We start from the raw sequence: 21299 nt of genomic DNA, 5'->3' as shown, positions 1-21299 counted from the left end.
CCCTGATAAGAAGTAGCCATGAGCCGTTATCGTCCACCCCGCACCGCCGGCACCGCGCTGATCACCCCCGAGGGTGAAGCGCGGATGCGCGCCGAGTTCCATGAACTGTGGCATGTGCGCCGTCCTCAAGTGACCCAGTCGGTCAGCGAAGCGGCAGCCCAGGGTGATCGTTCGGAAAATGCCGAATACACCTATGGCAAGAAAATGCTGCGGGAAATCGACAGTCGCGTGCGCTTCCTCACCAAGCGCCTTGAAGCGCTCAAAGTCGTCAGCGAAAAACCCAGCGATCCCAACAAGGTCTATTTCGGCGCCTGGGTCACAGTCGAAGATGAGGATGGCAAAGAAGCGCGCTATCGCATCGTCGGCCCGGATGAGCTGGATTTGAAACAGAACCTGATCAGTATCGATTCACCGTTGGCACGGGCACTGATCGGCAAGGCCCTGGACGCCGAAGTCAGCGTCCAGACGCCGACAGGAGAAAAACGGGTCTACATCGTGGACATTGTTTACCCGTAGCTGGCAGCCAACCTGAGCATCTCAACGACGGGTGATCAATCCCTGCCGCGCGACCCGGGTCAGTTGCCGGATCATTTCAGGCGCGTCTGCCGCACTCGGGGACTGGATAACAGCCAGGTCGAAACTGTCGTTGGCAAAGCGCGCCAGCGACTCACCGTCTTCAACGAACTGGATCAGGAAAGCCGCAGGCCCGTGGCTGCGGCGCGGCCAGCCATCGAGATAACGCAACAGCGTTGGCTGGTGGGTACCACCCAGGAGAATTTTTGGATTGCGCTGCAGAAGGTTCGCCGTGATCGGCGCAAGACGTACAAGGGGGCTGGATGCGTTCATCGTGTCGTGTCTCTGCCTCAAAAGTCTGCATGGCAGGTGAGAGGCAACACCGAACCAGCGCTTTAGCGGTATTTCGAAGCCTGGCTTTCCGGCTTCTGTCGGCAACTGGATGAGTCACCTGGCGCCCCGCAAGTAGCTGTTTAAATCGGCGCATGAGCGGCATCCTAGAGAAGCTGACTGGGCAGTGTCAAGAATCGGCGCGCATTAAAAAGACCCGTACATGACGGCAATGCTGTTCACTTAAGAAACGGTGTTCCTTTCCTGAGGGGGCGTTTTTTTGGGCTTGTCTTTCTGAGTTGGGATTTTATAGTTAGTGTGTATATCCGTTGCTTCGGTAACGGCTGCTTAGGGTTCCGCCCTGACGGCGGCTCACTTTTGAGAAGCGCAAAAGTAAGCAAAACGCTCTTGCCCCACCACTCGGTGCCTCGCCTAGGCTCGGCATGCCCTCTCTCCGGCATTGCTCCGTGGGCCGCCGCGAAGGACCATCCATGGTCCAGCGCGGCTAACCCGGCATCCATGCCGGGTTGCCCACTGCGCAATGCCTGCGTTCGGCCATCGTGGTCAATGGGGCGCCCCAGATCAAAATCAAAAGCGAGGCGGCCTGAGAGCCGACCTGGTTTGGGGTAGGACCGCGTTTCTCCTGTGGGAGCGAGCTTGCTCGCGAAGAGGCCGGAGCATTCAACATCTTCATTGACTGAGCCATCGCCATCCCGAGCAAGCTCGCACAAGAGGATCGGAGTACAGCCGCAAGAAACAGGTCGGCTGTCAGGCCGCCTTCGCAAGCAGGCTCGCTCCCACAAGGGGATCGGAGTACAGCCGCAAGAAACAGGCCGGCTGTCAGGCCGCCTTCGCGAGCAGGCTCGCTCCCACAGTTGGATCGGAGTACGACCGAAAGAGCCAGGTCGGCTCTCAGGCCGCCTCGCGGCGGACGTTGATCTCGGCGCCCCATTAACCACGATGGCCGAACGCAGGTATTGCGCAGTGGGCACCTCGGCATGGATGCCGAGGTAGCCGCGCTGGACCATGGATGGTCCTTCGCGGCGGGCCCACGGAGCAATGCCGGAGTGAGGGCATGCCGAGCCTAGGCGAGGCACCGAGTGGTGGGGCAAAAGCGCTTTGGTTACTTTCGCGCTTTTCGAAAGTGACCCGCCGTAAGGGCGGAACCCTAAGCAGCCGTTACCGCAGCAACGGATATACACACAAACTATACCCTCCCTAAAGACGAGCCCCAAAAAAAACGGCGCTCCCCTCTCAAGAAGAAGCACCGTTTTTCTTAGTGAACAGCAGTGAATACAAACGGGGTCTTGCGGCTCAAACCAAGCAATCAATCAGCAATGGCACGATCGACTGACAACTTGCCGGCACCTTCGATCAGCACCGCAATACTGCCAGCCAGCAAGGCCAGGGCAAACTCATAACCGTTGTTGGCCATGAACAGACCGTTGCCGATGTGCACGGAGAAAATCGCCACCAGCGACAAGAAGGCCAGGCCCAACGCCGCCGGACGCGCCAGCAAACCGATGATCAACGCCAGCCCGGCGAAAAACTCGGTACCGCCCGCCAGTGTCGCCATCACGTAACCCGGAGTCAGGCCGATGCTTTCCATCCACTGCGCCGTTCCGGTCAGGCCGTAGCCGCCGAACAGGCCAAAGAGTTTCTGCGAGCCGTGAGCGGCGAAAATGATACCGACAGCGATGCGCAGGACGGTCAGACCGTAGCCGGCGCGGGTAAACAGGACTTTATTGATCAATGAGCTCATGGGGCATCCCTAGATGTGAGGTTGTTGGTCGCCATATTAATCAAAAAAACTTGTTCTAAAAGCGCAAATATTTCGGCATACCAATCAGTTTAATCGATTATTTACGCTGGGCGACTTTCTGCTCCTCAGGCTCCAGCGACTCCCGTTCCCGATCAAACGCCAAATAGTATTTGTTCACGCTATTAACATAGCTGACGGCGCCCATTCCCACCTGCTCCATGGCGATGCGCTCGACCTGGAAAAACCATTGATTGGGGTTCAGCCCCCGGCGCCGAGCCTCGGCACGCATCCCCTGCACCCGCTCAGGCCCCATGTTGTAGGCAGCCAAAACGAAGGCCATGCGCTCGCGCTCGTTGAGCTTTGGGCTGGCAAAGAACTTGCGGCGGATCAGGGCCAAGTACTTGGCACCGGCCTGGACGTTGGCATCCAGGTTCTGAATGTTATTGACCCCGACTCGCTGCGCCGCCGCCGGGGTAATCTGCATCAGACCGGTCGGGCCGCTGCCGCTGCGGGCGTTGGGTTGCAAAGCTGATTCCTTGAATGCCAGGGCCGCGAGGTTGAGCCAGTCCATGCCCTGGGCCTCAGCATGCTTTTGCAACACGGGGCGCAGTTTCTCCAGGCGCTGGCGATCGGCCCGGGCCAGCGGATAGTGCACCTGGTACAAGCGGCGATAGATGCGCAGGAACGCGGCATCCTGGTTGGACGGTACCTTGTAGATCGCCAGGAACTGGTCGATGCTCGCCCGCAGCATGGCGGCGTCGCGACGCACGAACCAATACTCGTCACTCGGTTCACCAATCAACACCTGACGATCGAAGCGCAACTTGGGGAGGATCTTGCCCCAGCGCTCGGCGATGGGCTGCTCGACGATTGTCAGGTGGAAAATCCCGCCCTGGACCATTTCCAGCACATCTTCCACCGCCAGACTGGGGTCGACCCATTCGATCTTCACCGGTGGCAACTTGAGCAACGCGAGCTTCTGGTTGATCTGGCTCACCGCATCCCCTGCCGCACTACCGTTGGGCAGGGCCAGGGTCTTTCCGGAGAGCTGTTCCACACGTGTGTAGCGCTTCTCGCCCTTGATGCCCACCAGCAGCAACGGCACGTCGGTACGGATTGGATTACTGGCGCTGATCGCATGAGCAGCCTGGAGATCGAGTAATTCGCCGGGGGCCACGAGGTCGCCCTCCCCGCGCTGCAAGGCGCCAAGCAACTGGTCCTTGGCCTTGGGAATGATCTTGAGGGTGATTTCCTGCCCGTCCCGGGCGTGGCCGTTGAGGTACTGCTCGAAGGCGCGCAATCGATGGTATTCGACGCCAATGGGCTGTCCCTGGACTTCACCGGAACTGTTGCGGCTCTGGTTGACCAGCACCTTCAATACCCGGCTACTACGGATTTGTGCCAAATCGCGCACCGTGCCCGGCGCCACCGCTTGCACAGGCCCAGGCAGCCGCGCTTCGGCCGGCATCGGCAACAACAGCGAACAACACAGCAGTAGCAACACCTGAAGACGTGCCATCCACTCTCCGGAAGGACACTGCGGACCGCCGCCTTGAAAATCGAGGCTGGGATCGACAGAAACAGAGCGCCTGAGGCGCTGAAAAGTGCGAAAGACTGGCACAGTGATGGCATTTATACCAACCCGACTTGTCTCGCGGCCTCAACAGACAGCCTCAACTCGTTGTAGTTCTTGGCTTTTCTTATAAATCTACAGCTCTGGTATGCTTTCCGGCCTTTGGGCCGAGGTAGCACCATGCAACTCATCGATATCGGCGTCAACCTGACCAACTCCAGTTTCGCCGACAAACACCAGGCGGTGCTTGAGCGCGCCTATGAAGCCGGAGTCTGCCAACTGGTCTTGACCGGCACCAGCATCGAGAGCAGCGAGCAGGCTTTGGCGCTGTGCGAACGCCTCGATGACGGCGCGGAGCGGCTATTTTCCACAGCCGGTATCCACCCCCACAGCGCCAGCGACTGGACCGCCGATAGCGCCCGGCACCTCAAGGATTTACTCAGGCAAAGCCGCGTTTGCGCGGTGGGTGAATGCGGGCTGGATTTCAACCGGGACTTCTCTCCAAGGCCGCAACAGGAAAAAGTCCTGGAAGAACACCTCGCCCTGGCGGTGGAACTGCAACTGCCGGTCTTCCTCCATGAACGGGACGCCGATCAACGCCTGCTGGAAATCCTCCGGGACTTTCGCGACCAACTGCCTGCCGCGGTGGTGCACTGTTTTACCGGCGAAAAAAAAGCGCTGTTCAGCTACCTCGACCTGGACTTGCACATCGGCATCACCGGCTGGATCTGCGATGAACGCCGGGGCACACACCTGCATCCCTTGGTGCGCGAAATTCCCCGCGGGCGGCTGATGCTCGAAAGCGACGCGCCGTACCTGCTGCCCCGCACGCTGCGGCCCAAGCCCAAGAATGGTCGCAACGAACCGGCTTATTTGCCGGAGGTTTTGCGCGAGGTGGCCTTGCACCGGGGCGAAACCCAGGAAGATCTTGCGGCCCATAGCACGGCGTGCGCCCGGGCGTTTTTTGGGTTGCCCAGTCTTTCCGAATAAACCCATATCCCCTGTGGGAGCGGGCTTGCTCGCGAATGCAGTTTGTCAGCAAATACAGAGGTGACTGACCCACCGCATTCGCGAGCAAGCCCGCTCCCACAATGGGGCCGTGTCGTCTGTTGACCTACATCAACCCCCCGACACCGAAGTAGCAGCACAATACTGGCACCTTGCCAATGCTGTTTCCGCTATCAGAGAAAACCTTCCATGGGTGCCTGGCTTAGCAATATCTCGCTGAAGTACAAATTCTGGGCGGTCAATGCGGTCGCCTTTGTCACCACCTTGTTGCTGGTGCTCTTCGCCGTGCAGCTCGAACAACAAGCACGCAACCACGCTGCTCAGGCGAACGCCCAGGCCCAGGCGCGCTTGCTCGAGGCGTGGCCTGCCGGGCAACCGTTGCCCAAGGCCGATCATCTGCTGGGATTCCATCGCGAACAGATCCCCGCTTTCAATAATCAAGCATTGCCCTCACTGGCGCACGCCGATGGCTGGGTCGAGCTCAATGCCAAGCCGCTGCTCGGCGACGATCCACTGCTGGGTGCTGAAGTGATCCGGCGAGGCGACGACCAACGGCTCGCGGTACTCGCCCATGGCGCGAGCCTGGGCCAAGTGTTTGGCGAGCGCTTCAGCCAATACGCTATGGCGGTGTTCGTGCTGATGTTGGCAATGCTGGGGGCCTCGCAGCTGTTGATCCGTTTTCTGCTCAGCCAGCTGAACACCCTGAAGGACGTGATGCTGCACGTGGAAAAAACCGGTGACTTGTCCGCCCGCGTGCCCCTGGCCTGCAGGGACGAAGTAGGTCAGATGGCCGCCGCGTTCAACGCCATGCAGGCTGGTTATCAGCGCGTGGTCGACACGGTCGCCACCACTGCCCGGCAACTGGACAGTGGTGCGGCGCGCCTGGCATCGAGCATGAACGATGTTCGCCGCGGCATGCTCGGCCAGCAGAGCGAGACTGATCAGGCGGCCACGGCGATCAACGAAATGTCCGCCACGGTTTATCACATCGCCCAGCATGCCGGCGCCACCCGCGACCTGTCGAAAACCGCCGACACCCTGGCCGGCAACGGCCGCGAAGTGGTCAGCCGCGTGCAACAGTCGATCACCGGGCTGTCCTCGGGCGTACAACAGACCGCCGAAATGATCGGGCGCTTGGCCGAAGACAGCCAGAAAATCAATGGCGTGGTCAGCGTGATCCACAGCATTGCCGAGCAAACCAACCTGCTGGCCCTCAACGCAGCCATCGAAGCAGCACGGGCCGGGGAAATGGGCCGCGGTTTTGCCGTGGTGGCTGACGAGGTACGCAACCTGGCCAAGCGAGTACAGAGTTCCACGGATGAAATCACCACCATGATCGCGGCCCTGCAAGCCGGAACCCGGGACGCGGTGGATTTCATGCAGGAGAGTTCGAACAAGGCCGACGACTGCGTGCAACAGGCCCGCGAGGCCGGCGAGGCCCTGGAGCAGATCACCGGTGCGGTGGCGCAGATGCGTGAGAGCAACACCCAGATTGCGGTCGCGGCCGAACAGCAGAGCCAGGTCGCCGAAGAGATGAATCGGGCAGTGGTGAGTATTCGCGACGTGACCGAAAACACCGTACGCCAGACGGTGGACTCAGCCACTACCAGCCATGAATTGGCGACGTTGGCGGGCGAGCTGAGCAAGGCGATCGGGCAACTCAAGCTTTAGAATACCGACCCGCTCAAGTCCTGTGGCGAGGGAGCTTGCTCCCGCTGGGGCGCGCAGCGCCCCCCAGAAAAGCCCCCCAATCAATCTGATACACCGGGGTTACCGTTTGGGGCCGCTTCGCGGCCCAGCGGGAGCAAGCTCCCTCGCCACAAAAGCAACTCATCGCTGCACAGGGGAAAAGGCTATGGCCACCTATCGCGCCCATAGCCAACCGCGATTCGCCGCCCCGCCCGGGCAAGCCTATTCTTGGGTCATTCAGTGTCATGAACTCAAGGATCCGCATCATGGGCAAACGTCACCCCAATCTTCCGGCCTGGCAATGGCGCGCCGATCCTGCCCTCCACCGTCACCCGACCAATCAGGTATTGCACCTGATGGCGGTGCCACTGTTCATCATTGCGTTTCTGTTAATGGTGTCAGGCGTGTTCAGCTTGAATCCGGCCGACGTCGCCATCGGCATCATCGGCGTGGTCGCGGCACTCGGGTTGCAGCGCCACGGTCACGCAAAGCCTTAGCCGAAGATGGTCACCGTCTGACGGCTTATGGCGATCAAGCGGCCATCGGCACTCCAGAATTTTGCGGCGACGTGGCCGTAGCCGTCCTGGGCGTGGTCGATCTCGGCCAGGTATTTGCACCAATCCAGTGTCGTGAGTTCCAGCAGCGGCTGGACGAACTCAATGGTCCAGGTGAGCGTACTGCCCGGCGCCATTTGCGTGAGGTGCGGCAACAACGCTGGCGGCCAGGCGTCCACCAGGGCCAGGATGTGGCCTTCGTTCAACGCTTCCTCTTTCACGTCCCCACGCAAACGTACCCAGCCCCCCATGCTCCGGGATTTATTGCCCGAGAACGGCAAGCCACCGACGCTCCAGCACATCGCCAGGTGACGCATGAATTCCGGCGTGCCACCTTTGATGTAGGGCAGTTCCTGGCATTGTTCCACGCTTTTGAATTCCGGGGCGGGGTCGGCCTGCACCGCCACTACGGAGGACCGCGATGCGCCGAAGCTGCCCTGCACCACGGTCACCACCTGGCCGTTCTGCACGGCCCGCCCCAATACCTGGCTGACCGCCTTGCCTTCACGCAATACGTCGACTTCGAAACTGACGGGCACGTCGGCCTCGACCGGGCCGACAAAGGTAATCGCCAGCGAGCGCACCGGACGATCCGCCGGCACCTGCGCACGCATCGCTTCGTATTGCAGCGCCGCCACCAGGCCGCCAAAAGAGGCGCGCCCTTGACCCCATTCAGGCGCGATGGTCACGGCGCCTGGCTGACGGCGCACGGCATCGATCAAATCGGAAAAGCGCATGACAACCTCGAAAACAGGGGAGAAAGATGAAGGGATCTTAACCAGCCCGGGCCGGCGGCACAGCGCTTATTCCGGCCAAAGAGGCTGACAGATAGGCCGCAGCCTTTAAATCCACCCTTCATCGATTGTGGGAGCGGGCTTGCTCGCGAATACGGTGGGTCAGTCACAACTGTATGGACTGATCTACCGTATTCGCGAGCAAGCCCGCTCCCACAGGGATATGTGCAGGACTCAGGATTTTTTGAAGCAACTCGCCACCAACTTGTCGAGCACCTTATCGGACTTGGCCTCGGCCTTTGCCATCGTATCCTGCCAGGTCGGTACGCAAGATTGCAGATCGGGTTCCTCCTCGGCCCTGGCCAGCCATTGCCAGCAATCGTGCCAGTCGCCCAGTGTGCCTTGGGCGGATTTGAGCCGTGGCATGGTCGCTTCAGGCAGGCGGTCGAGTTCAGGGTAGGCTTCGATGGCGTAGCGCACGCGCTTGATCAGCAGACGCAAGCGATGGCGGTCATGGGCCGGATCGCGCAAGGCTTCACCGAGTTTTTTCCACTGCTTGTCCAGGCGTTTTTCGATGCGTCTACGCAACCCTTTGAGCAGGCCCTGGCGCTGGGCGGCGCGAACGAAGCGCGGAAACGCATCGACGATCATCAACAACTGCGCCAGCTCCGGGCTGCCGGCCACGGCGGGATACGCGGCAACCATTTGCACCTGGCGCCGCTTGGCCGCTTCGACCTTGCCGTGCTGCTCCAGGTAAGCCGCCAACACTTCCCGGTCGCGCAGAGGTGTGGTCAGGGTGCCGACCGCCGAAGCGGCTGTTTCCAGCTGTTCGACGCCGGGCAATCCACGCAACGGGCGAAGCAGGCTGCGCAAACGGCGAACCGTGGTGCGCAGATCATGCAGTGCTTCGCTGTCGGTATGGGCATTCAGGCGAGCCTGGCAGGCCAGCAGGCGAACTTCCAGGCCCAGTATCCGGGCCACCAACCGATCGATCATGGGGCGTACTCCGTACGCAGCCTTGAGCGGCAAGCGTCAAGCTGCAAGTGGAAGCAGTAGGTACCGCCCTCTTGCAGCTTGTAGCTTGAAGCTTGCGGCTGCTTTTTTTATCGCCCTGCGCGGGACTCGCGGATGTAGAAACGCGCCTTCTCGGCTTTCTTGGAGCAGCCTTCGAACGCTTCGAATTGTTGCTGGGTCTTGGCGCCGGTCAGCAGCGACAAAGCCTTGGAGTAGCTGACGGTGCCGGCAAAACCTTCGGCCTTGGCCAGGTCGAGTTCACGCCAGGCACTGTCGAGTTGGCTGGCGCAATTGTCGCGGTAAGCGGTTTTGCCTGCACAACCGGCCAGGGCCAACACCATCAAGGACGCCACCAGGGGCAGGCAGATCCGGGCTTTCATCGATTACACCTCAAGTCAGGTCAAACAGTCGTGGTGTTAAGACGGTGGCAAAGGCGAAAAGTGCCTTGGCTTGACCGCGGAAATTCAAGTGTGAGCGAGCATACGCAAATGCCGTCATGGCGTGTCAAAAAACGACGCCTGCGCCACAACGATTGAGCCCAGACGTCGATCAGTGCATTGTTGAAGTCTGTTCGACAAGAGGCCGGGTCATGACAAAACGTGTCGCATTGGTATTGGGTTCGGGCGGCGCCCGGGGCTATGCCCATATCGGGGTGATCGAAGAAATCGAACGACGCGGCTACGACATTGCCTGCATCGCCGGTTGCTCCATGGGCGCGGTCGTGGGCGGGATCTATGCCGCGGGCAAGCTCAAGGACTACCGCAACTGGATCGAAAGCCTCGATTACCTGGATGTCCTGCGACTGGTGGACGTCAGTTTTCGCCTCGGGGCGATTCGCGGAGAGAAAGTCTTCGGGCAAATCCACAAGATCGTCGGCGACATCAATATTGAAGACTTGCGCATCCCCTATACCGCAGTGGCCACCGACCTGACCAATCAGCAGGAAATCTGGTTCCAGGAAGGTTGCCTGCACCAGGCAATGCGCGCCTCGGCGGCGATTCCCAGCCTGTTCACGCCGGTGATGCAAGGCAACCGCATGCTGGTGGATGGCGGCCTGCTCAATCCGCTGCCGATCGTGCCGGTGGTGTCGAGCCATTGCGATCTGATCATCGCGGTCAACCTCAATGCCACGAATCAGAAACAGTACAGACTGCCGGTGATCCAGCGCCCGGCCGCATTCAGGCGTCGCTTCGACACCCTCGTCAATTCACTCGGTTCGCGCCTACCGTTTCGCCGCAAGCAGGCCGAGCAGCTGTTGCTGCTGGAACAGGAAGCGTTGAAGGCCGAGGCCGGTGAAATCAACCCGTGGCTCGAATCGGCCGAGCCCGAAGGCCAGCAACCGGCGGCCGCGCCAGAGGCCGAAGGCGCACCGAAATCCGCCACGGGCTCGTTCATCATCGATAACGTCGGCCCGGCCTCGTTACTGGACTTGATCAACCAGAGCTTCGAGGTGATGCAAACGTCGCTGGCCCAATACAAAATCGCCGGTTATCCGCCGGATGTACTGATCAACGTGCCGAAACGGGTGTGTCGGTTCTTTGAGTTCTACAAGGCGCCGGAGTTGATCGCGTTGGGGCGTGAGATTGCTCGGGATACGTTGGATCGGTATGAGAGTGAGAAGAATTGAATGTGACTGCTCTGTGGCGAGGGAGCTTGCTCCCGCTGGGCTGCGAAGCGCCCCCAAAACCTGAACACCCGTTGTGTCAGGCAAAAATCATGTCTGGAGTTTTTTTGGGGCTGCTTCGCAGCCCAGCGGGAGCAAGCTCCCTCGCCACAACGGTGTCTGGCTTGAAACTTGGTAGTTAGGCGCTGCCCTCCTCCAACAACCGATACCCCACCCCCGCCTCGGTCGCAATGAACCGGGGCCGGGTCGGGTCGTCGGCCAGTTTCTGGCGCAGATGGCCGACCACGATCCGCAGGTAATGCGTGTCCTCGGTGTGGGTCGGGCCCCAGATGTCCTTGAGCAGTTGCTGCTGGGTGATGACTCGCCCCGGGTGTCGCGCCAGTTGCGCCAGCACGGCGTACTCCTTGCGGGTCAGGGCCACTTCGGCGCCGTCGAGCAGCACTCGACGGTAGGCCAGGTCCACCGTCAGCGGACCGAACCTCAGCGCCGCTTCCTGGGCTTCGCCCGCTGGGGCCTGGCGCAACAGGGCGCGGATGCGGGCGAGAAATTCCTGGATGCCGAACGGCTTGGTCACGTAATCGTTGGCGCCGTTGTCCAGCGCCTCGACTTTCTGCGCTTCGCTGGCCCGCACCGAAAGCACCAGCACCGGCACCGTCGACCATTGACGAAACTCGCGCAACACCTGCTGGCCGTCCATGTCCGGCAGGCCCAGGTCAAGCACCAGTAGGTCGGGCTTGTTCAGCGCTGCCAGGGCCAGGCCTTCCGTACCGGTACCGGCTTCCAGCACCTTGTAGCCCTGGGAGGTCAGGCTGATGCGCAGGAATTTGCGGATCTGCGGTTCGTCATCGATGACCAAAAGGGTCGCGGTCTGGCTCATGGGGTTCATTCAATGCAATCAATTGACAAGAGAGTAACGCAGCGCCGCTCAGGCTTCATCGTCCATGTCCGGTTGCGCCTGCAACGGCAAGTGCAGGGTGATACAGGTGCCGTGCCCGTCGAGGCCATCGGCCACGCTGATGCGCCCACCATGGGCACCCACCATGCCCTGGCAGATCGCCAACCCCAACCCCGTGCCCTGCCCGCCGCGATCACCGCGCGCGGCGGTGTAGAACATGTCGAAGATTTTCTCCCGCTCCTGCTGAGGGATCCCGGGACCTTCATCGGCGACGGCAAAAAACACTTCGTTGCCCGTCATACCCGCACTCAACAGCAGCCGTCCGTTGACCGGTGAAAAGCGTGCGGCGTTCTCCAGCACGTTTATCAGGGCTTGTTCGATCAGCGCCGCGTGAACATACAGCAAAGGCAAGTCGGCAGGCACCTCGATGCCCACCGCCAGGGGCGCCAGCACTGCCCGCAGACGGTTCAGCGCGCTGCAGACGATATCCGCCGGCGCCACCCAGTCGCGCGCCAGCTTCAGGGCGCCGTGGCCGAGGCGAGTCATGTCCAGCAGGTTCTGGATGTAGCGATCCAACCGTTCGGCTTCATCGCGGGTGCCTTCGAGCAGTTCACGCCGATCCGCCAGCGGAATCGCCTCCCCCAACGCCAGCAGGCTGTCGATGCTGCCGCGCATGGACGTCAGCGGCGTGCGCAAATCATGGGACACCGAGGCCAGCAAGGCACTGCGCAGTTGCTCCGTTTCGCCGTGCAGGCGCGCCGCTTCCAGGTCCTGGGCCAGTTGCGCCCGCGCCAGCGCTTGGGCCAGCGGCTGACTGAGGGCCGCCAGCAAACGGCGACGCTGGCCGCTCAGCGGCTTGCCTTCTTTCGGGCACACGCCCAGCAACGCCAGCGGCCCACCCTCCGCCGACAGCGGCCACCACCACCAACGCCCGGACGGCAGCGTCCCGGTGCCAGCGCCCGCCGGTTGATCGTGCTGCCAAGCCCAGTCGGCCGCCGCGCGCTCGGCCTCGGTGAAGGTCAACGGCTCACCGGTCTCGATCTTCCAATCGCCTTGGCCGTCACGATTGAGCAGGCACAGTTGCAAGTCATGCAAACCGTTGAGGTGCTGCGCGGCGGCGCTGACCACCGCCTGGCGGTCGGTGGCGGCGGTGAGCTTGCGCGACAGGTCGAGCAATTCGCCGGTTTCCTGCTGAGTGTCGCGCAAGGCTTGCAACTGTCGACGCTGACGGGCGGCCAGGTTGCCGGTCAGGGCCGCCATCAGCAGGAAAAACACCAGCGTCAGCACATCTTCTTCACGCTGGATGGTGAGGGAAAAATTCGGTGGGATGAACAGAAAGTCATAGGCCAGGAATGACATGGCCGCGCAGGCCAGCGCCGGGCCAAGGCTGCTGCGGACCGCCACCAGCAACACCGCCATCAGAAACACCAGGGAAATATTGGGCAGCGCCAACAACCCAGAAATCCCCCAGGCCAAGGCGCTGGCCGCCACGGTCGCCAGCAGCGCCAACGCGTAGTCGAAACCGGTCTGAACAGTGCTCGAACGCACGTGGGCGGGCCGCGGCTGCTCGTCGCTGTCCAGTACGTTGATTTCCAGGCCGCGGGCATCGCGCAGCAAGCGTGAGGCCAAACCACCGCCGAACAGCCGCCGACGCAAACGCGGCCGGGACTGGCCCACCAACACCAGCGTGGCGCGTCGTTCGGTGGCGTGCTGGATCAAGGTTCTGGCGACTTCGCCGGCCCGCAGCAGCACCACTTCCCCGCCGAGGCGTTCAGCCAGGAGCTGGGCATTTTGCAGGCGCTGGCGCGATGACTCGTCCCGGGCACTGCCGTTATCCACATGCACCAGGCTCCACGGCAGATGTCGGCGCTGGGCGACACGGCTGGCATGGCGCACCAGACGTTCAGCCTGGACGTCGCCGTCCACTCCCACCAACAATCGCCCTCGCACCGCCGGAGCCGCCTGGCCCAGTTGTCGATAACCCTGGGTCAGGTCGTTGTCGACCTGCGCGGCAGCCGTCTGCATGGCCAGTTCACGCAGCGCGGTCAGGTTGGTCTGGGTGAAAAACGCATCGATCGCCGCCCGGGCCTGCTCCGGCACATAGACCTTGCCATCACGCAGGCGCTCCAGCAGTTCGCGCGGTGGCAGATCGATCAGCAGTAGCTCATCGGCCTCCTGCAGGACCCAGTCCGGCAACGTCTCTCGGACCTGCACGCCAGTGATGCCACGCACTTGGTCGTTGAGGCTTTCCAGATGCTGGACGTTGACGGTGGTGTAGACATCGATGCCGGCAGCGAGCAACTCCTGGATGTCTTGCCAGCGTTTGGCGTGACGGCTGCCGGGTGCGTTGCTGTGGGCCAGTTCGTCCACCAACACCAGGCTCGGCCGGGCGGCGAGCAGGCCATCGAGGTCCATTTCTTCGAGCATCACGCCGCGATACTCCGAGCGCACCAACGGTTGCTGCGCCAGGCCACCGAGCAACGCTTCGGTTTCGGCACGACCGTGAGTTTCCACCACACCGGCAACGACTTTCACGCCTTGACGCAACTGGGTGTGGGCCGCTTGCAGCATGGCGTAGGTCTTGCCGACACCCGGGGCCGCGCCAAGGAAAACCTTGAGCCGGCCACGGTCGTTGCGGGGCAGATTGGCTAACAGTGCATCGGCGCGGCCGGAGTCGCTCATGTCGAGGGGGCTCTTTTTCAGGTGTTGATCAAATACCCTGTGGGAGCGAGCTTGCTCGCGATGAAGGTGAATCAGTCACCATCAATGTTGGCTGACGTACCGTCATCGCGAGCAAGCTCGCTCCCACAGGTTCTTACAGTTTTTCCAGCGCCAGGTTCAACGCCAGCACATTCACCACCGGCGGCCCCACCAAGGGCTGCTCGATGTGGGCGTCCAGCAGTTGCTGCAACGTCGAGACCGGCAGGTTGCGCGCCGTGGCGACACGCGCCAGTTGATAGGCAATCGCGGCCGGTGACAAGTGCGGATCCAGCCCGCTGCCGGAGGTGGTCAGCAAGGCCAGCGGCACCGGTCCCTGACCGGGCACTTGCAGTCTGTGGGCATCGTCGATCACTCGAGTAGCCAGGGCCGGGTTGCTCGGGGAAAAGTTGCTGGCACCACTGGCGACCGTGGCAAAGGCACCGGCCGAGGGCCGTGGATGGAACCAGGCATCGCCGGTGAAGTCCTGGGCGATCAGCGTCGAGCCACGGACCTTTCCCGCGGCATCGACGATCAGGCTGCCGTTGGCCTGGGCGGGAAAGGCGACTTGCGCTATTCCCGTGACCAGCAGTGGGTAAGCGACACCGGTGACCAGGGTCATCAGAAGCAACAGGCTCAGGGCCGGGCGGATCAGAGTGAACATTTCAAAACCCTCGATTTGAAAACACATTTGTGGCGAGGGGATTTATCCCCGCTGGGCTGCGCAGCAGCCCCAAAAACAGTCGCCATCGTTCTGCCTGACACACTGAGGTATCAGGCTTGGGGGCTGCTGCGCAGCCCAGCGGGGATAAATCCCCTCGCCACAATAATCCCCTCGCCACAATGTCAGTGGTCAGGCCCATTGCTGGCTCAAACCAGACTCAACGCCGTCAGCAACATATCAATCGCCTTGATCCCCACGAACGGCACCACGATCCCACCCAAGCCATAGATCAACAGATTGCGCCGCAGCAGTGCCGCCGCGCTCGCCGCCTGCACCCGCACGCCACGCAGGGCCAAGGGGATCAGCACGACGATGATCAAGGCGTTGAACACGATGGCCGAGAGAATCGCGCTCTGCGGGCTGCTCAGGTGCATGACGTTCAACACGCCGAGCTGTGGATAAATCGAGGCGAACAGCGCCGGCAGGATTGCAAAGTACTTGGCGATGTCATTGGCGATGGAAAACGTCGTCAGCGCCCCACGGGTCACCAGCAATTCCTTGCCGATCTGCACCACGTCCAGCAACTTGGTCGGGTCGCTGTCGAGGTCGACCATGTTGGCCGCCTCCCGCGCGGCTTGGGTGCCGTCGTTCATCGCCATGCCGACGTCGGCCTGGGCCAGGGCCGGGGCGTCGTTGGCGCCGTCGCCGCACATCGCCACCAGCCGCCCGTCATTCTGCTCATGACGGATGCGCGCGAGTTTTTTCTCCGGCGTGGCCTCGGCCAGCACGTCATCGACCCCCGCCTCGGCGGCAATCGCGGCGGCGGTCAGCGGGTTGTCGCCAGTGACCATCACGGTGCGAATACCCAGCTTGCGCAGCTCGGCGAAACGCTCGCGGATACCGGGCTTGACCACGTCCTTCAGATGAATGGCCCCCAGCAGTTTGCCATCGGCACACACCAGCAAGGGCGTGCCGCCGCTCTGGGCAATCTTGTCGACCTCCCGGGCCAGAGCGGACGGCAACTCGGTTTTTGCCAGACCAATAAAACTCAACAGCGAATCCACGGCGCCCTTGCGGTAAACGCGCCCTTGATAATCCACCCCGGACAAACGGGTTTCGGCGCTGAATGGCACGGCGGTCAGCGATTCGAGACCCGGCTCGGGCTGCGAATGCAAAGCGCGCAGGTACTCGACGATGGACTTGCCCTCCGCCGTGTCATCGGCCAACGAAGCGAACAGCGCGCCCTCGGCCAGCGCTTGAGTACTCACGCCAGGGGCGGCATGGACCGCTGCACAGCGACGATTACCAAAGGTGATGGTGCCGGTCTTGTCCAGCATCAGCACATGCACATCCCCCGCCGCCTCCACCGCGCGGCCGGACTTGGCGATCACATTCAGGCGCACCAGCCGATCCATCCCGGCGATGCCGATGGCCGACAGCAGCCCGCCGATGGTGGTGGGAATCAACGTGACCAACAGCGCCACCAGAAACACCAGCGGCAGGTTGCCATTGGCGAAATGGGCGAACGGTTGCAGCGTCACCACCACCAGCAGAAAGATCAGCGTCAGGCCGATCAGCAGGATATCCAGCGCCACTTCATTCGGGGTTTTCTGGCGCTTGGCGCCTTCGACCAGGGCGATCATGCGGTCCAGGGTGGACTCGCCGGGGTTGCTGGTGATGCGTACCAGCAACCAGTCGGAGACCAGCCGCGTATTGCCGGTGACGGCCGAGCGATCCCCGCCGGACTCGCGGATGACCGGTGCCGATTCGCCAGTGATCGCCGCCTCGTTGACGGCGGCAATGCCTTCAATCACTTCGCCGTCACCGGGAATCATGTCCCCCGCCTCAACGCGCACCACGTCGCCTTTGCGCAAACGGGTGGCGGCTATCACTTCAAAACCGTTGGCGGTCTGGCGCCGTGCGTTCAGGCCTTCGCTGCCGGCCTTGAGACTGTCGGCCCGGGCCTTGCCACGACCTTCGGCCAACGCCTCGGCGAAGTTGGCGAACAGCACGGTGAACCACAGCCACAAGGCGATTTGCGCGGCGACGAACGTCGGCACGGCGTTGTCGGGAATGAAGCACAGCACGGTGGTGAGGATCGCGGTCAGCTCCACCACCAGCATCACCGGGGCGCGATGCAGTTGGCGCGGGTCGAGCTTGACGAAGGCTTGCACCAGCGCAGGTCGCCACAGGGCCGCGATGGCGGTTTTCGGTTGTTCCGGCGCCTTGGCGACGACGGTTTTGCTCATCGGCATATTCATCTTCATATCCCTCAGAAACCCAGGCTCAGGTGTTCGGCGATCGGACCCAGGGCCAGGGTCGGCAGGAAGGTCAGGCCGCCCACCAGCAGGATGGTCACGGTCAACAAGGTCACGAACAGCGGGCCGTGGGTGGGGAAACTGTTCTGGCCAATCGGCGCAGTTTTCTTCAGCGCCAGGCTGCCGGCCAACGCCAGCACCGGCAGGATGTAGCCGAAACGACCGATCAACATGCCCAGGCCCAGCATCAGGTTGTGGAACGGTGTGTTGGCACCGAAACCGGCGAAGGCCGAGCCGTTGTTCGCCCCCGCCGAGGTGTAGGCGTAGAGCAACTGACTGAAACCGTGGGCACCGGGGTTACTGACCGCTGCGACCGGCCCGGGCAGGCTCGCGGCGACGGCGCCCAGTACCAATACGCTCACGGGCATCACCAGCAAGGTCACCACCAGCAGTTGCACTTCCCTCGCGCCCAGTTTCTTGCCCAGGTATTCCGGAGTGCGGCCGATCATCAATCCGGCCAGGAACACCGCGATCAGCACGTTCAACAACATTCCGTAGAGCCCGGCCCCGACGCCGCCGAAGATCACTTCGCCAACCATCATGTTCACCAGGGAAACCATGCCGCTGAGTGGATTGAGGCTGTCGTGCATGCCGTTGACCGAGCCGTTGGAGGCTGCCGTGGTGGTCACCGACCACAGCACCGTGGCAGTGGTGCCAAAGCGTGTTTCCTTGCCTTCCAGCGGCGCGGTCTGTTCCACCGCGACGTTATTCAGGGCTGGGTTGGGCTGGTACTCGGCCCACAACGACGTGGCGCCACCGATCAGAAACAGCACGAGCATGCAGGCGATGATCGCCCGGCTCTGGCGCAGGTCCTTGACGTAATGGCCGAAGGTGAACACCAGCGCGGCGGGAATCAGGATGATCGAAGCGAGTTCAAACAGATTGCTCCAGGCCGTTGGATTCTCGAACGGGTGCGCCGAGTTGACGCCGAAGAAACCACCGCCGTTGGTACCCAATTGCTTGATGGCGATCTGGCTGGCGGCCGGGCCCAGGGGAATCACCTGGTCGGCGCCCTGCATCGTCACCCCGTGCACATAGTGCGCGAAGGTCTGCGGCACGCCCTGCCACACCAGGAACAACGCCAGCAACAGGCACAGCGGCAACAGGCCGTAGAGGGTGGCGCGGGTCATGTCGACCCAGAAATTACCCAGCGTCGCGGCGGACTTACGGCCGATCCCGCGACACAGCGCCACCAGCACGGCCAGGCCGGTGGCGGCGCTGACGAAGTTCTGCACCGTCAGGCCGATCATCTGGCTCAGGTAGCTCAGGGAGGCTTCACCGCTGTAGGACTGCCAGTTGGTGTTGGTCATGAAACTCACGGCCGTGTTGAAGGCCTGGGTCCACTCCATGTCGGGCAGTTGCTCGGTATTGAGGGGTAGATGTCCCTGCAGCAGGAGGATCGCGAACAGCAACACAAAACCCGCCAGGTTGAAGGCGAGCAAGGCCAGGGTGTATTTCTGCCAGCTCTGCTCAGCGCCGGGATCGACACCGGCCAGGCGATAGCAACCGCGCTCCACCGGGCCGAGGATGGGGGACAGCCACGTGCGCTGGCCTTCCATCACCCGGTAGTAAAAACGCCCCAGAAACGGTGCCGGAATCAGCACCAGGGCGAAAAAGGCGAGGATCAGCCCGTAGTCATAACCGTGCATAACCGCTCCTAGTTCCGATCCGCGCGCAACAGCGCAACCAATAGATAAATGAACAGCGCCACTGCCAACAGCAGCGACACCCCGTCCAGAACGCTCATGGGATTTCTCCGTGGTACGGCGTCGTGCCGTGTGTGGAGTGATTGTCGGTAGGGAGGGTGTAAAGGAACGAGATCGAGAGGGGGCTTGGGGGATAAAGAATGTGTAAAAAATGGGGTAAGGCATTGTTATTCCGGTGCCTGGACTGCCGTCTTCGCGAGCAAGCCCGCTCCCACATGGATTGGTTGTGTACGTGAAATCAGTGGATCACCACAGACCTACTGTGGGAGCGGGCTTGCTCGCGAAGACGGCATCACAGACTCTGATGCCCTCAACTGGCGCACAACAGGAGCCCAACGAGCAAGGAACATCCCCGATACGACACGATTTCACCCATTACGACCGCCCTCGCCACCCTGGCACGCCCACTGCACTGCCCCTCGCCAGCGCTTTTGCTAAAGATCGAGGGGAGCCACCGATGAACACACAACTCAAGCCCACCCTGGGCACCCTGCATCTATGGGGCATTGCCGTCGGGCTGGTGATTTCCGGCGAGTACTTTGGCTGGAGCTACGGCTGGGGGGTGGCCGGGACACTGGGCTTCCTGGTGACGTCGTTCATGGTCGCGGCCATGTACACCTGCTTCATCTTCAGCTTCACCGAGCTGACCACCGCCATTCCCCATGCCGGCGGGCCGTTTGCCTATAGTCGACGGGCCTTTGGCGAGAAAGGCGGGTTGATCGCCGGGCTGGCGACGCTGATCGAATTCGTCTTCGCACCGCCCGCCATCGCCCTGGCCATCGGTGCCTACCTGAACGTGCAGTTCCCGGCCCTGGACCCGAAACACGCGGCGGTCGGTGCTTATATCGTGTTCACGGGCCTGAACATCCTCGGGGTCAAATTGGCCGCGACGTTCGAGTTGATCGTCTGCGTCCTGGCGGTGGCCGAGCTCTTGGTGTTCATGGGCGTCGTCGCCCCGGCGTTCAGTTTCAGCCACTTTGCCTTGAACGGCTGGGCCGGTTCGGATGTGTTCGGCGCGCCGGCCATTGCCGGGATGTTCGCCGCTATTCCCTTCGCCATCTGGTTCTTCCTGGCGATTGAAGGCGCGGCCATGGCGGCCGAAGAAGCCAAGGACCCGAAACGCACGATTCCCAAGGCCTACATCAGCGGCATCCTGACCCTGGTGTTCCTGGCGATGGGCGTGATGTTCTTTGCCGGCGGCGTCGGCGATTGGCGAACCCTGTCGAACATCAACGATCCATTGCCCCAGGCCATGAAAGCCGTGGTCGGCGAAAGCTCCGGCTGGTTGCACATGCTGGTGTGGATCGGCCTGTTCGGCCTGGTGGCGAGTTTCCACGGCATCATCCTCGGCTACTCACGGCAGTTCTTCGCCCTGGCCCGCGCCGGCTACCTGCCCGCCTCCCTCGCCAAGCTGTCCCGCTTCCAGACCCCGCATCGGGCCATCATCGCCGGCGGGCTGATCGGCATCGCAGCGATCTACAGCGACGGCCTGATCAACCTCGGCGGCATGACCCTGACCGCGGCGATGATCACCATGGCCGTGTTCGGCGCCATCGTCATGTACATCATGAGCATGCTCAGCCTGTTCAAATTGCGTAAAACCGAACCCAACCTGGAACGCACCTTCCGCGCGCCGGGCTATCCGCTGGTGCCCGGCATCGCCCTGGTATTGGCCGTGGTGTGCCTGGTGGCGATGGCCTGGTTCAACGCGTTGATCGGGCTGATCTTCCTCGGCTTCATGGCAGTGGGGTTCTTGTATTTCATGCTCACCGCCCAGCTGCGCGCCGATGCCCCGGCCGATGCGATGCTGACCGGCCTTTAAGGTGAACCCGGCAGAACGGGCGTAGTATTGAACCACTGCGAGCAACCTTCGCTCATAAGTGGTAGGTGCGATGGACCGGCGAAATGTTCCCACGTCCATCGCCCCCTCAAGGAGAGCCCTATGCCCTGGTATGCCTGGTTGATTCTGATTGTTGCAATCGGCTCGATCGTCGGTGGTCTGATGATGCTGCGCGACACCGCCAACAAGGTCGAACTGACGGATGAACAGCGCAAGCGCGTGGCTGAGCGCAATGCGGAGATGGATGCGAAGGAGGCCAAGGATCGCTGAGCCACAGACTGGCACACCGCTCTTGTGGCGAGGGAGCTTGCTCCCGCTGGGGCGCGAAGCGCCCCCCTCAAACCTGCCAGCGCGGTGTACCAGGCTGATTGAGTCGTG

18 protein-coding genes and 1 pseudogene are annotated in these 21299 nt (G+C 62.0%); 7 read left to right on the top strand and 12 right to left on the bottom strand.

Annotated features, from left to right (window positions below):
- The first annotated feature begins 18 nt into the window (after positions 1-18).
- Positions 19-516, top strand: coding sequence for a transcription elongation factor GreB (gene greB, locus CD58_RS08525; RefSeq protein WP_025212606.1), 498 nt, complete (start codon positions 19-21; stop codon positions 514-516).
- Between the two features lie 21 nt (positions 517-537).
- On the opposite strand, the gene CD58_RS08520 is transcribed toward greB, so the two are convergent.
- From CD58_RS08520 to CD58_RS08510, 3 genes are all read right to left on the bottom strand, one after another.
- Positions 538-846: a hypothetical protein gene (locus tag CD58_RS08520; RefSeq protein ID WP_025212605.1), complete on the bottom strand. Its 309-nt coding sequence runs from the start codon at positions 844-846 to the stop codon at positions 538-540.
- 1324 nt (positions 847-2170) lie between these two features.
- Positions 2171-2605 carry a DoxX family protein gene (locus tag CD58_RS08515; protein WP_025212604.1) on the bottom strand — a complete coding sequence of 145 codons (435 nt, stop codon included), beginning with the start codon at positions 2603-2605 and terminating at the stop codon, positions 2171-2173.
- A gap of 97 nt (positions 2606-2702) precedes the next feature.
- Positions 2703-4124 carry a transglycosylase SLT domain-containing protein gene (locus tag CD58_RS08510; protein WP_025212603.1) on the bottom strand — a complete coding sequence of 474 codons (1422 nt, stop codon included), beginning with the start codon at positions 4122-4124 and terminating at the stop codon, positions 2703-2705.
- A 234-nt stretch (positions 4125-4358) separates the two neighbouring features.
- On the opposite strand from CD58_RS08510, the gene CD58_RS08505 reads away from it, so the two are divergent.
- The 3 genes and pseudogenes from CD58_RS08505 to CD58_RS08495 all read left to right on the top strand — a co-directional run.
- On the top strand, positions 4359-5168 hold the full coding sequence (locus CD58_RS08505) for a TatD family hydrolase (protein ID WP_025212602.1): 810 nt from the start codon (positions 4359-4361) through the stop codon (positions 5166-5168).
- A 207-nt stretch (positions 5169-5375) separates the two neighbouring features.
- Positions 5376-6857 (top strand): methyl-accepting chemotaxis protein, encoded by a 1482-nt coding sequence (locus CD58_RS08500; RefSeq protein ID WP_025212601.1) that lies wholly within the window; start codon positions 5376-5378, stop codon positions 6855-6857.
- Between the two features lie 284 nt (positions 6858-7141).
- Positions 7142-7363: pseudogene (locus CD58_RS08495) on the top strand (terminase); the annotation flags it as partial.
- Positions 7364-7368: 5 nt separating this feature from the next.
- Here CD58_RS08495 and CD58_RS08490 read toward each other — a convergent pair.
- From CD58_RS08490 to CD58_RS08480, 3 genes are all read right to left on the bottom strand, one after another.
- Positions 7369-8166 carry an acyl-CoA thioesterase gene (locus CD58_RS08490; protein ID WP_025212599.1) on the bottom strand — a complete coding sequence of 266 codons (798 nt, stop codon included), beginning with the start codon at positions 8164-8166 and terminating at the stop codon, positions 7369-7371.
- 231 nt (positions 8167-8397) lie between these two features.
- On the bottom strand, positions 8398-9159 hold the full coding sequence (locus tag CD58_RS08485; protein ID WP_025212598.1) for a CHAD domain-containing protein: 762 nt from the start codon (positions 9157-9159) through the stop codon (positions 8398-8400).
- A 107-nt stretch (positions 9160-9266) separates the two neighbouring features.
- Positions 9267-9557, bottom strand: coding sequence for a hypothetical protein (locus CD58_RS08480; protein WP_025212597.1), 291 nt, complete (start codon positions 9555-9557; stop codon positions 9267-9269).
- 209 nt (positions 9558-9766) lie between these two features.
- On the opposite strand from CD58_RS08480, the gene CD58_RS08475 reads away from it, so the two are divergent.
- The gene (locus CD58_RS08475; RefSeq protein WP_025212596.1) at positions 9767-10804 is read left to right on the top strand and encodes a patatin-like phospholipase family protein; all 1038 of its coding nucleotides are present in this window, start codon (positions 9767-9769) and stop codon (positions 10802-10804) included.
- A gap of 175 nt (positions 10805-10979) precedes the next feature.
- On the opposite strand, the gene CD58_RS08470 is transcribed toward CD58_RS08475, so the two are convergent.
- From CD58_RS08470 to kdpF, 6 genes are all read right to left on the bottom strand, one after another.
- Positions 10980-11678 carry a response regulator gene (locus tag CD58_RS08470; protein WP_025212595.1) on the bottom strand — a complete coding sequence of 233 codons (699 nt, stop codon included), beginning with the start codon at positions 11676-11678 and terminating at the stop codon, positions 10980-10982.
- A 48-nt stretch (positions 11679-11726) separates the two neighbouring features.
- Positions 11727-14378 carry a sensor histidine kinase gene (locus CD58_RS08465; protein ID WP_025212594.1) on the bottom strand — a complete coding sequence of 884 codons (2652 nt, stop codon included), beginning with the start codon at positions 14376-14378 and terminating at the stop codon, positions 11727-11729.
- Between the two features lie 133 nt (positions 14379-14511).
- A complete protein-coding gene (gene kdpC, locus CD58_RS08460; protein WP_025212593.1) occupies positions 14512-15057 on the bottom strand; it encodes a potassium-transporting ATPase subunit KdpC in 546 nt (181 codons plus the stop codon).
- Between the two features lie 206 nt (positions 15058-15263).
- A complete protein-coding gene (gene kdpB / locus CD58_RS08455; RefSeq protein ID WP_025212592.1) occupies positions 15264-17318 on the bottom strand; it encodes a potassium-transporting ATPase subunit KdpB in 2055 nt (684 codons plus the stop codon).
- Positions 17319-17329: 11 nt separating this feature from the next.
- Positions 17330-19024 carry a potassium-transporting ATPase subunit KdpA gene (gene kdpA, locus CD58_RS08450; protein WP_025212591.1) on the bottom strand — a complete coding sequence of 565 codons (1695 nt, stop codon included), beginning with the start codon at positions 19022-19024 and terminating at the stop codon, positions 17330-17332.
- 8 nt (positions 19025-19032) lie between these two features.
- Entirely contained in the window at positions 19033-19122 is a 90-nt protein-coding gene (kdpF, locus tag CD58_RS08445; RefSeq protein ID WP_003218754.1) for a K(+)-transporting ATPase subunit F, read from the bottom strand.
- A 416-nt stretch (positions 19123-19538) separates the two neighbouring features.
- On the opposite strand from kdpF, the gene eat reads away from it, so the two are divergent.
- Both eat and CD58_RS29120 read left to right on the top strand, forming a co-directional pair.
- Positions 19539-20903, top strand: coding sequence for an ethanolamine permease (gene eat, locus CD58_RS08440; RefSeq protein ID WP_025212590.1), 1365 nt, complete (start codon positions 19539-19541; stop codon positions 20901-20903).
- A gap of 120 nt (positions 20904-21023) precedes the next feature.
- Entirely contained in the window at positions 21024-21191 is a 168-nt protein-coding gene (locus CD58_RS29120; protein WP_003183831.1) for a DUF2897 family protein, read from the top strand.
- The last annotated feature ends 108 nt before the right edge of the window (positions 21192-21299 follow it).

The sequence above is a fragment of the Pseudomonas brassicacearum genome (assembly GCF_000585995.1).
GTDB classification, from domain to species: Bacteria; Pseudomonadota; Gammaproteobacteria; order Pseudomonadales; family Pseudomonadaceae; genus Aquipseudomonas; species Aquipseudomonas brassicacearum_A.
This window is presented reverse-complemented; position numbering and strand designations above follow the sequence as displayed.

Excerpts from the sequence above, each read along its gene's own strand:
- CD58_RS08490 (WP_025212599.1), bottom strand. The coding sequence starts at position 8,166 with ATGCGCTTTTCCGATTTGATCGATGCCGTGCGCCGTCAGCCAGGCGCC.
- CD58_RS08520 (WP_025212605.1), bottom strand. The coding sequence starts at position 846 with ATGAACGCATCCAGCCCCCTTGTACGTCTTGCGCCGATCACGGCGAAC.
- CD58_RS08510 (WP_025212603.1), bottom strand. The coding sequence starts at position 4,124 with ATGGCACGTCTTCAGGTGTTGCTACTGCTGTGTTGTTCGCTGTTGTTG.
- CD58_RS08475 (WP_025212596.1), top strand. The coding sequence starts at position 9,767 with ATGACAAAACGTGTCGCATTGGTATTGGGTTCGGGCGGCGCCCGGGGC.
- CD58_RS08470 (WP_025212595.1), bottom strand. The coding sequence starts at position 11,678 with ATGAGCCAGACCGCGACCCTTTTGGTCATCGATGACGAACCGCAGATC.
- eat (WP_025212590.1), top strand. The coding sequence starts at position 19,539 with ATGAACACACAACTCAAGCCCACCCTGGGCACCCTGCATCTATGGGGC.
- kdpA (WP_025212591.1), bottom strand. The coding sequence starts at position 19,024 with ATGCACGGTTATGACTACGGGCTGATCCTCGCCTTTTTCGCCCTGGTG.
- kdpF (WP_003218754.1), bottom strand. The coding sequence starts at position 19,122 with ATGAGCGTTCTGGACGGGGTGTCGCTGCTGTTGGCAGTGGCGCTGTTC.
- CD58_RS08515 (WP_025212604.1), bottom strand. The coding sequence starts at position 2,605 with ATGAGCTCATTGATCAATAAAGTCCTGTTTACCCGCGCCGGCTACGGT.
- kdpB (WP_025212592.1), bottom strand. The coding sequence starts at position 17,318 with ATGAATATGCCGATGAGCAAAACCGTCGTCGCCAAGGCGCCGGAACAA.
- CD58_RS08480 (WP_025212597.1), bottom strand. The coding sequence starts at position 9,557 with ATGAAAGCCCGGATCTGCCTGCCCCTGGTGGCGTCCTTGATGGTGTTG.
- kdpC (WP_025212593.1), bottom strand. The coding sequence starts at position 15,057 with ATGTTCACTCTGATCCGCCCGGCCCTGAGCCTGTTGCTTCTGATGACC.
- greB (WP_025212606.1), top strand. The coding sequence starts at position 19 with ATGAGCCGTTATCGTCCACCCCGCACCGCCGGCACCGCGCTGATCACC.
- CD58_RS08485 (WP_025212598.1), bottom strand. The coding sequence starts at position 9,159 with ATGATCGATCGGTTGGTGGCCCGGATACTGGGCCTGGAAGTTCGCCTG.
- CD58_RS29120 (WP_003183831.1), top strand. The coding sequence starts at position 21,024 with ATGCCCTGGTATGCCTGGTTGATTCTGATTGTTGCAATCGGCTCGATC.
- CD58_RS08505 (WP_025212602.1), top strand. The coding sequence starts at position 4,359 with ATGCAACTCATCGATATCGGCGTCAACCTGACCAACTCCAGTTTCGCC.
- CD58_RS08465 (WP_025212594.1), bottom strand. The coding sequence starts at position 14,378 with ATGAGCGACTCCGGCCGCGCCGATGCACTGTTAGCCAATCTGCCCCGC.
- CD58_RS08500 (WP_025212601.1), top strand. The coding sequence starts at position 5,376 with ATGGGTGCCTGGCTTAGCAATATCTCGCTGAAGTACAAATTCTGGGCG.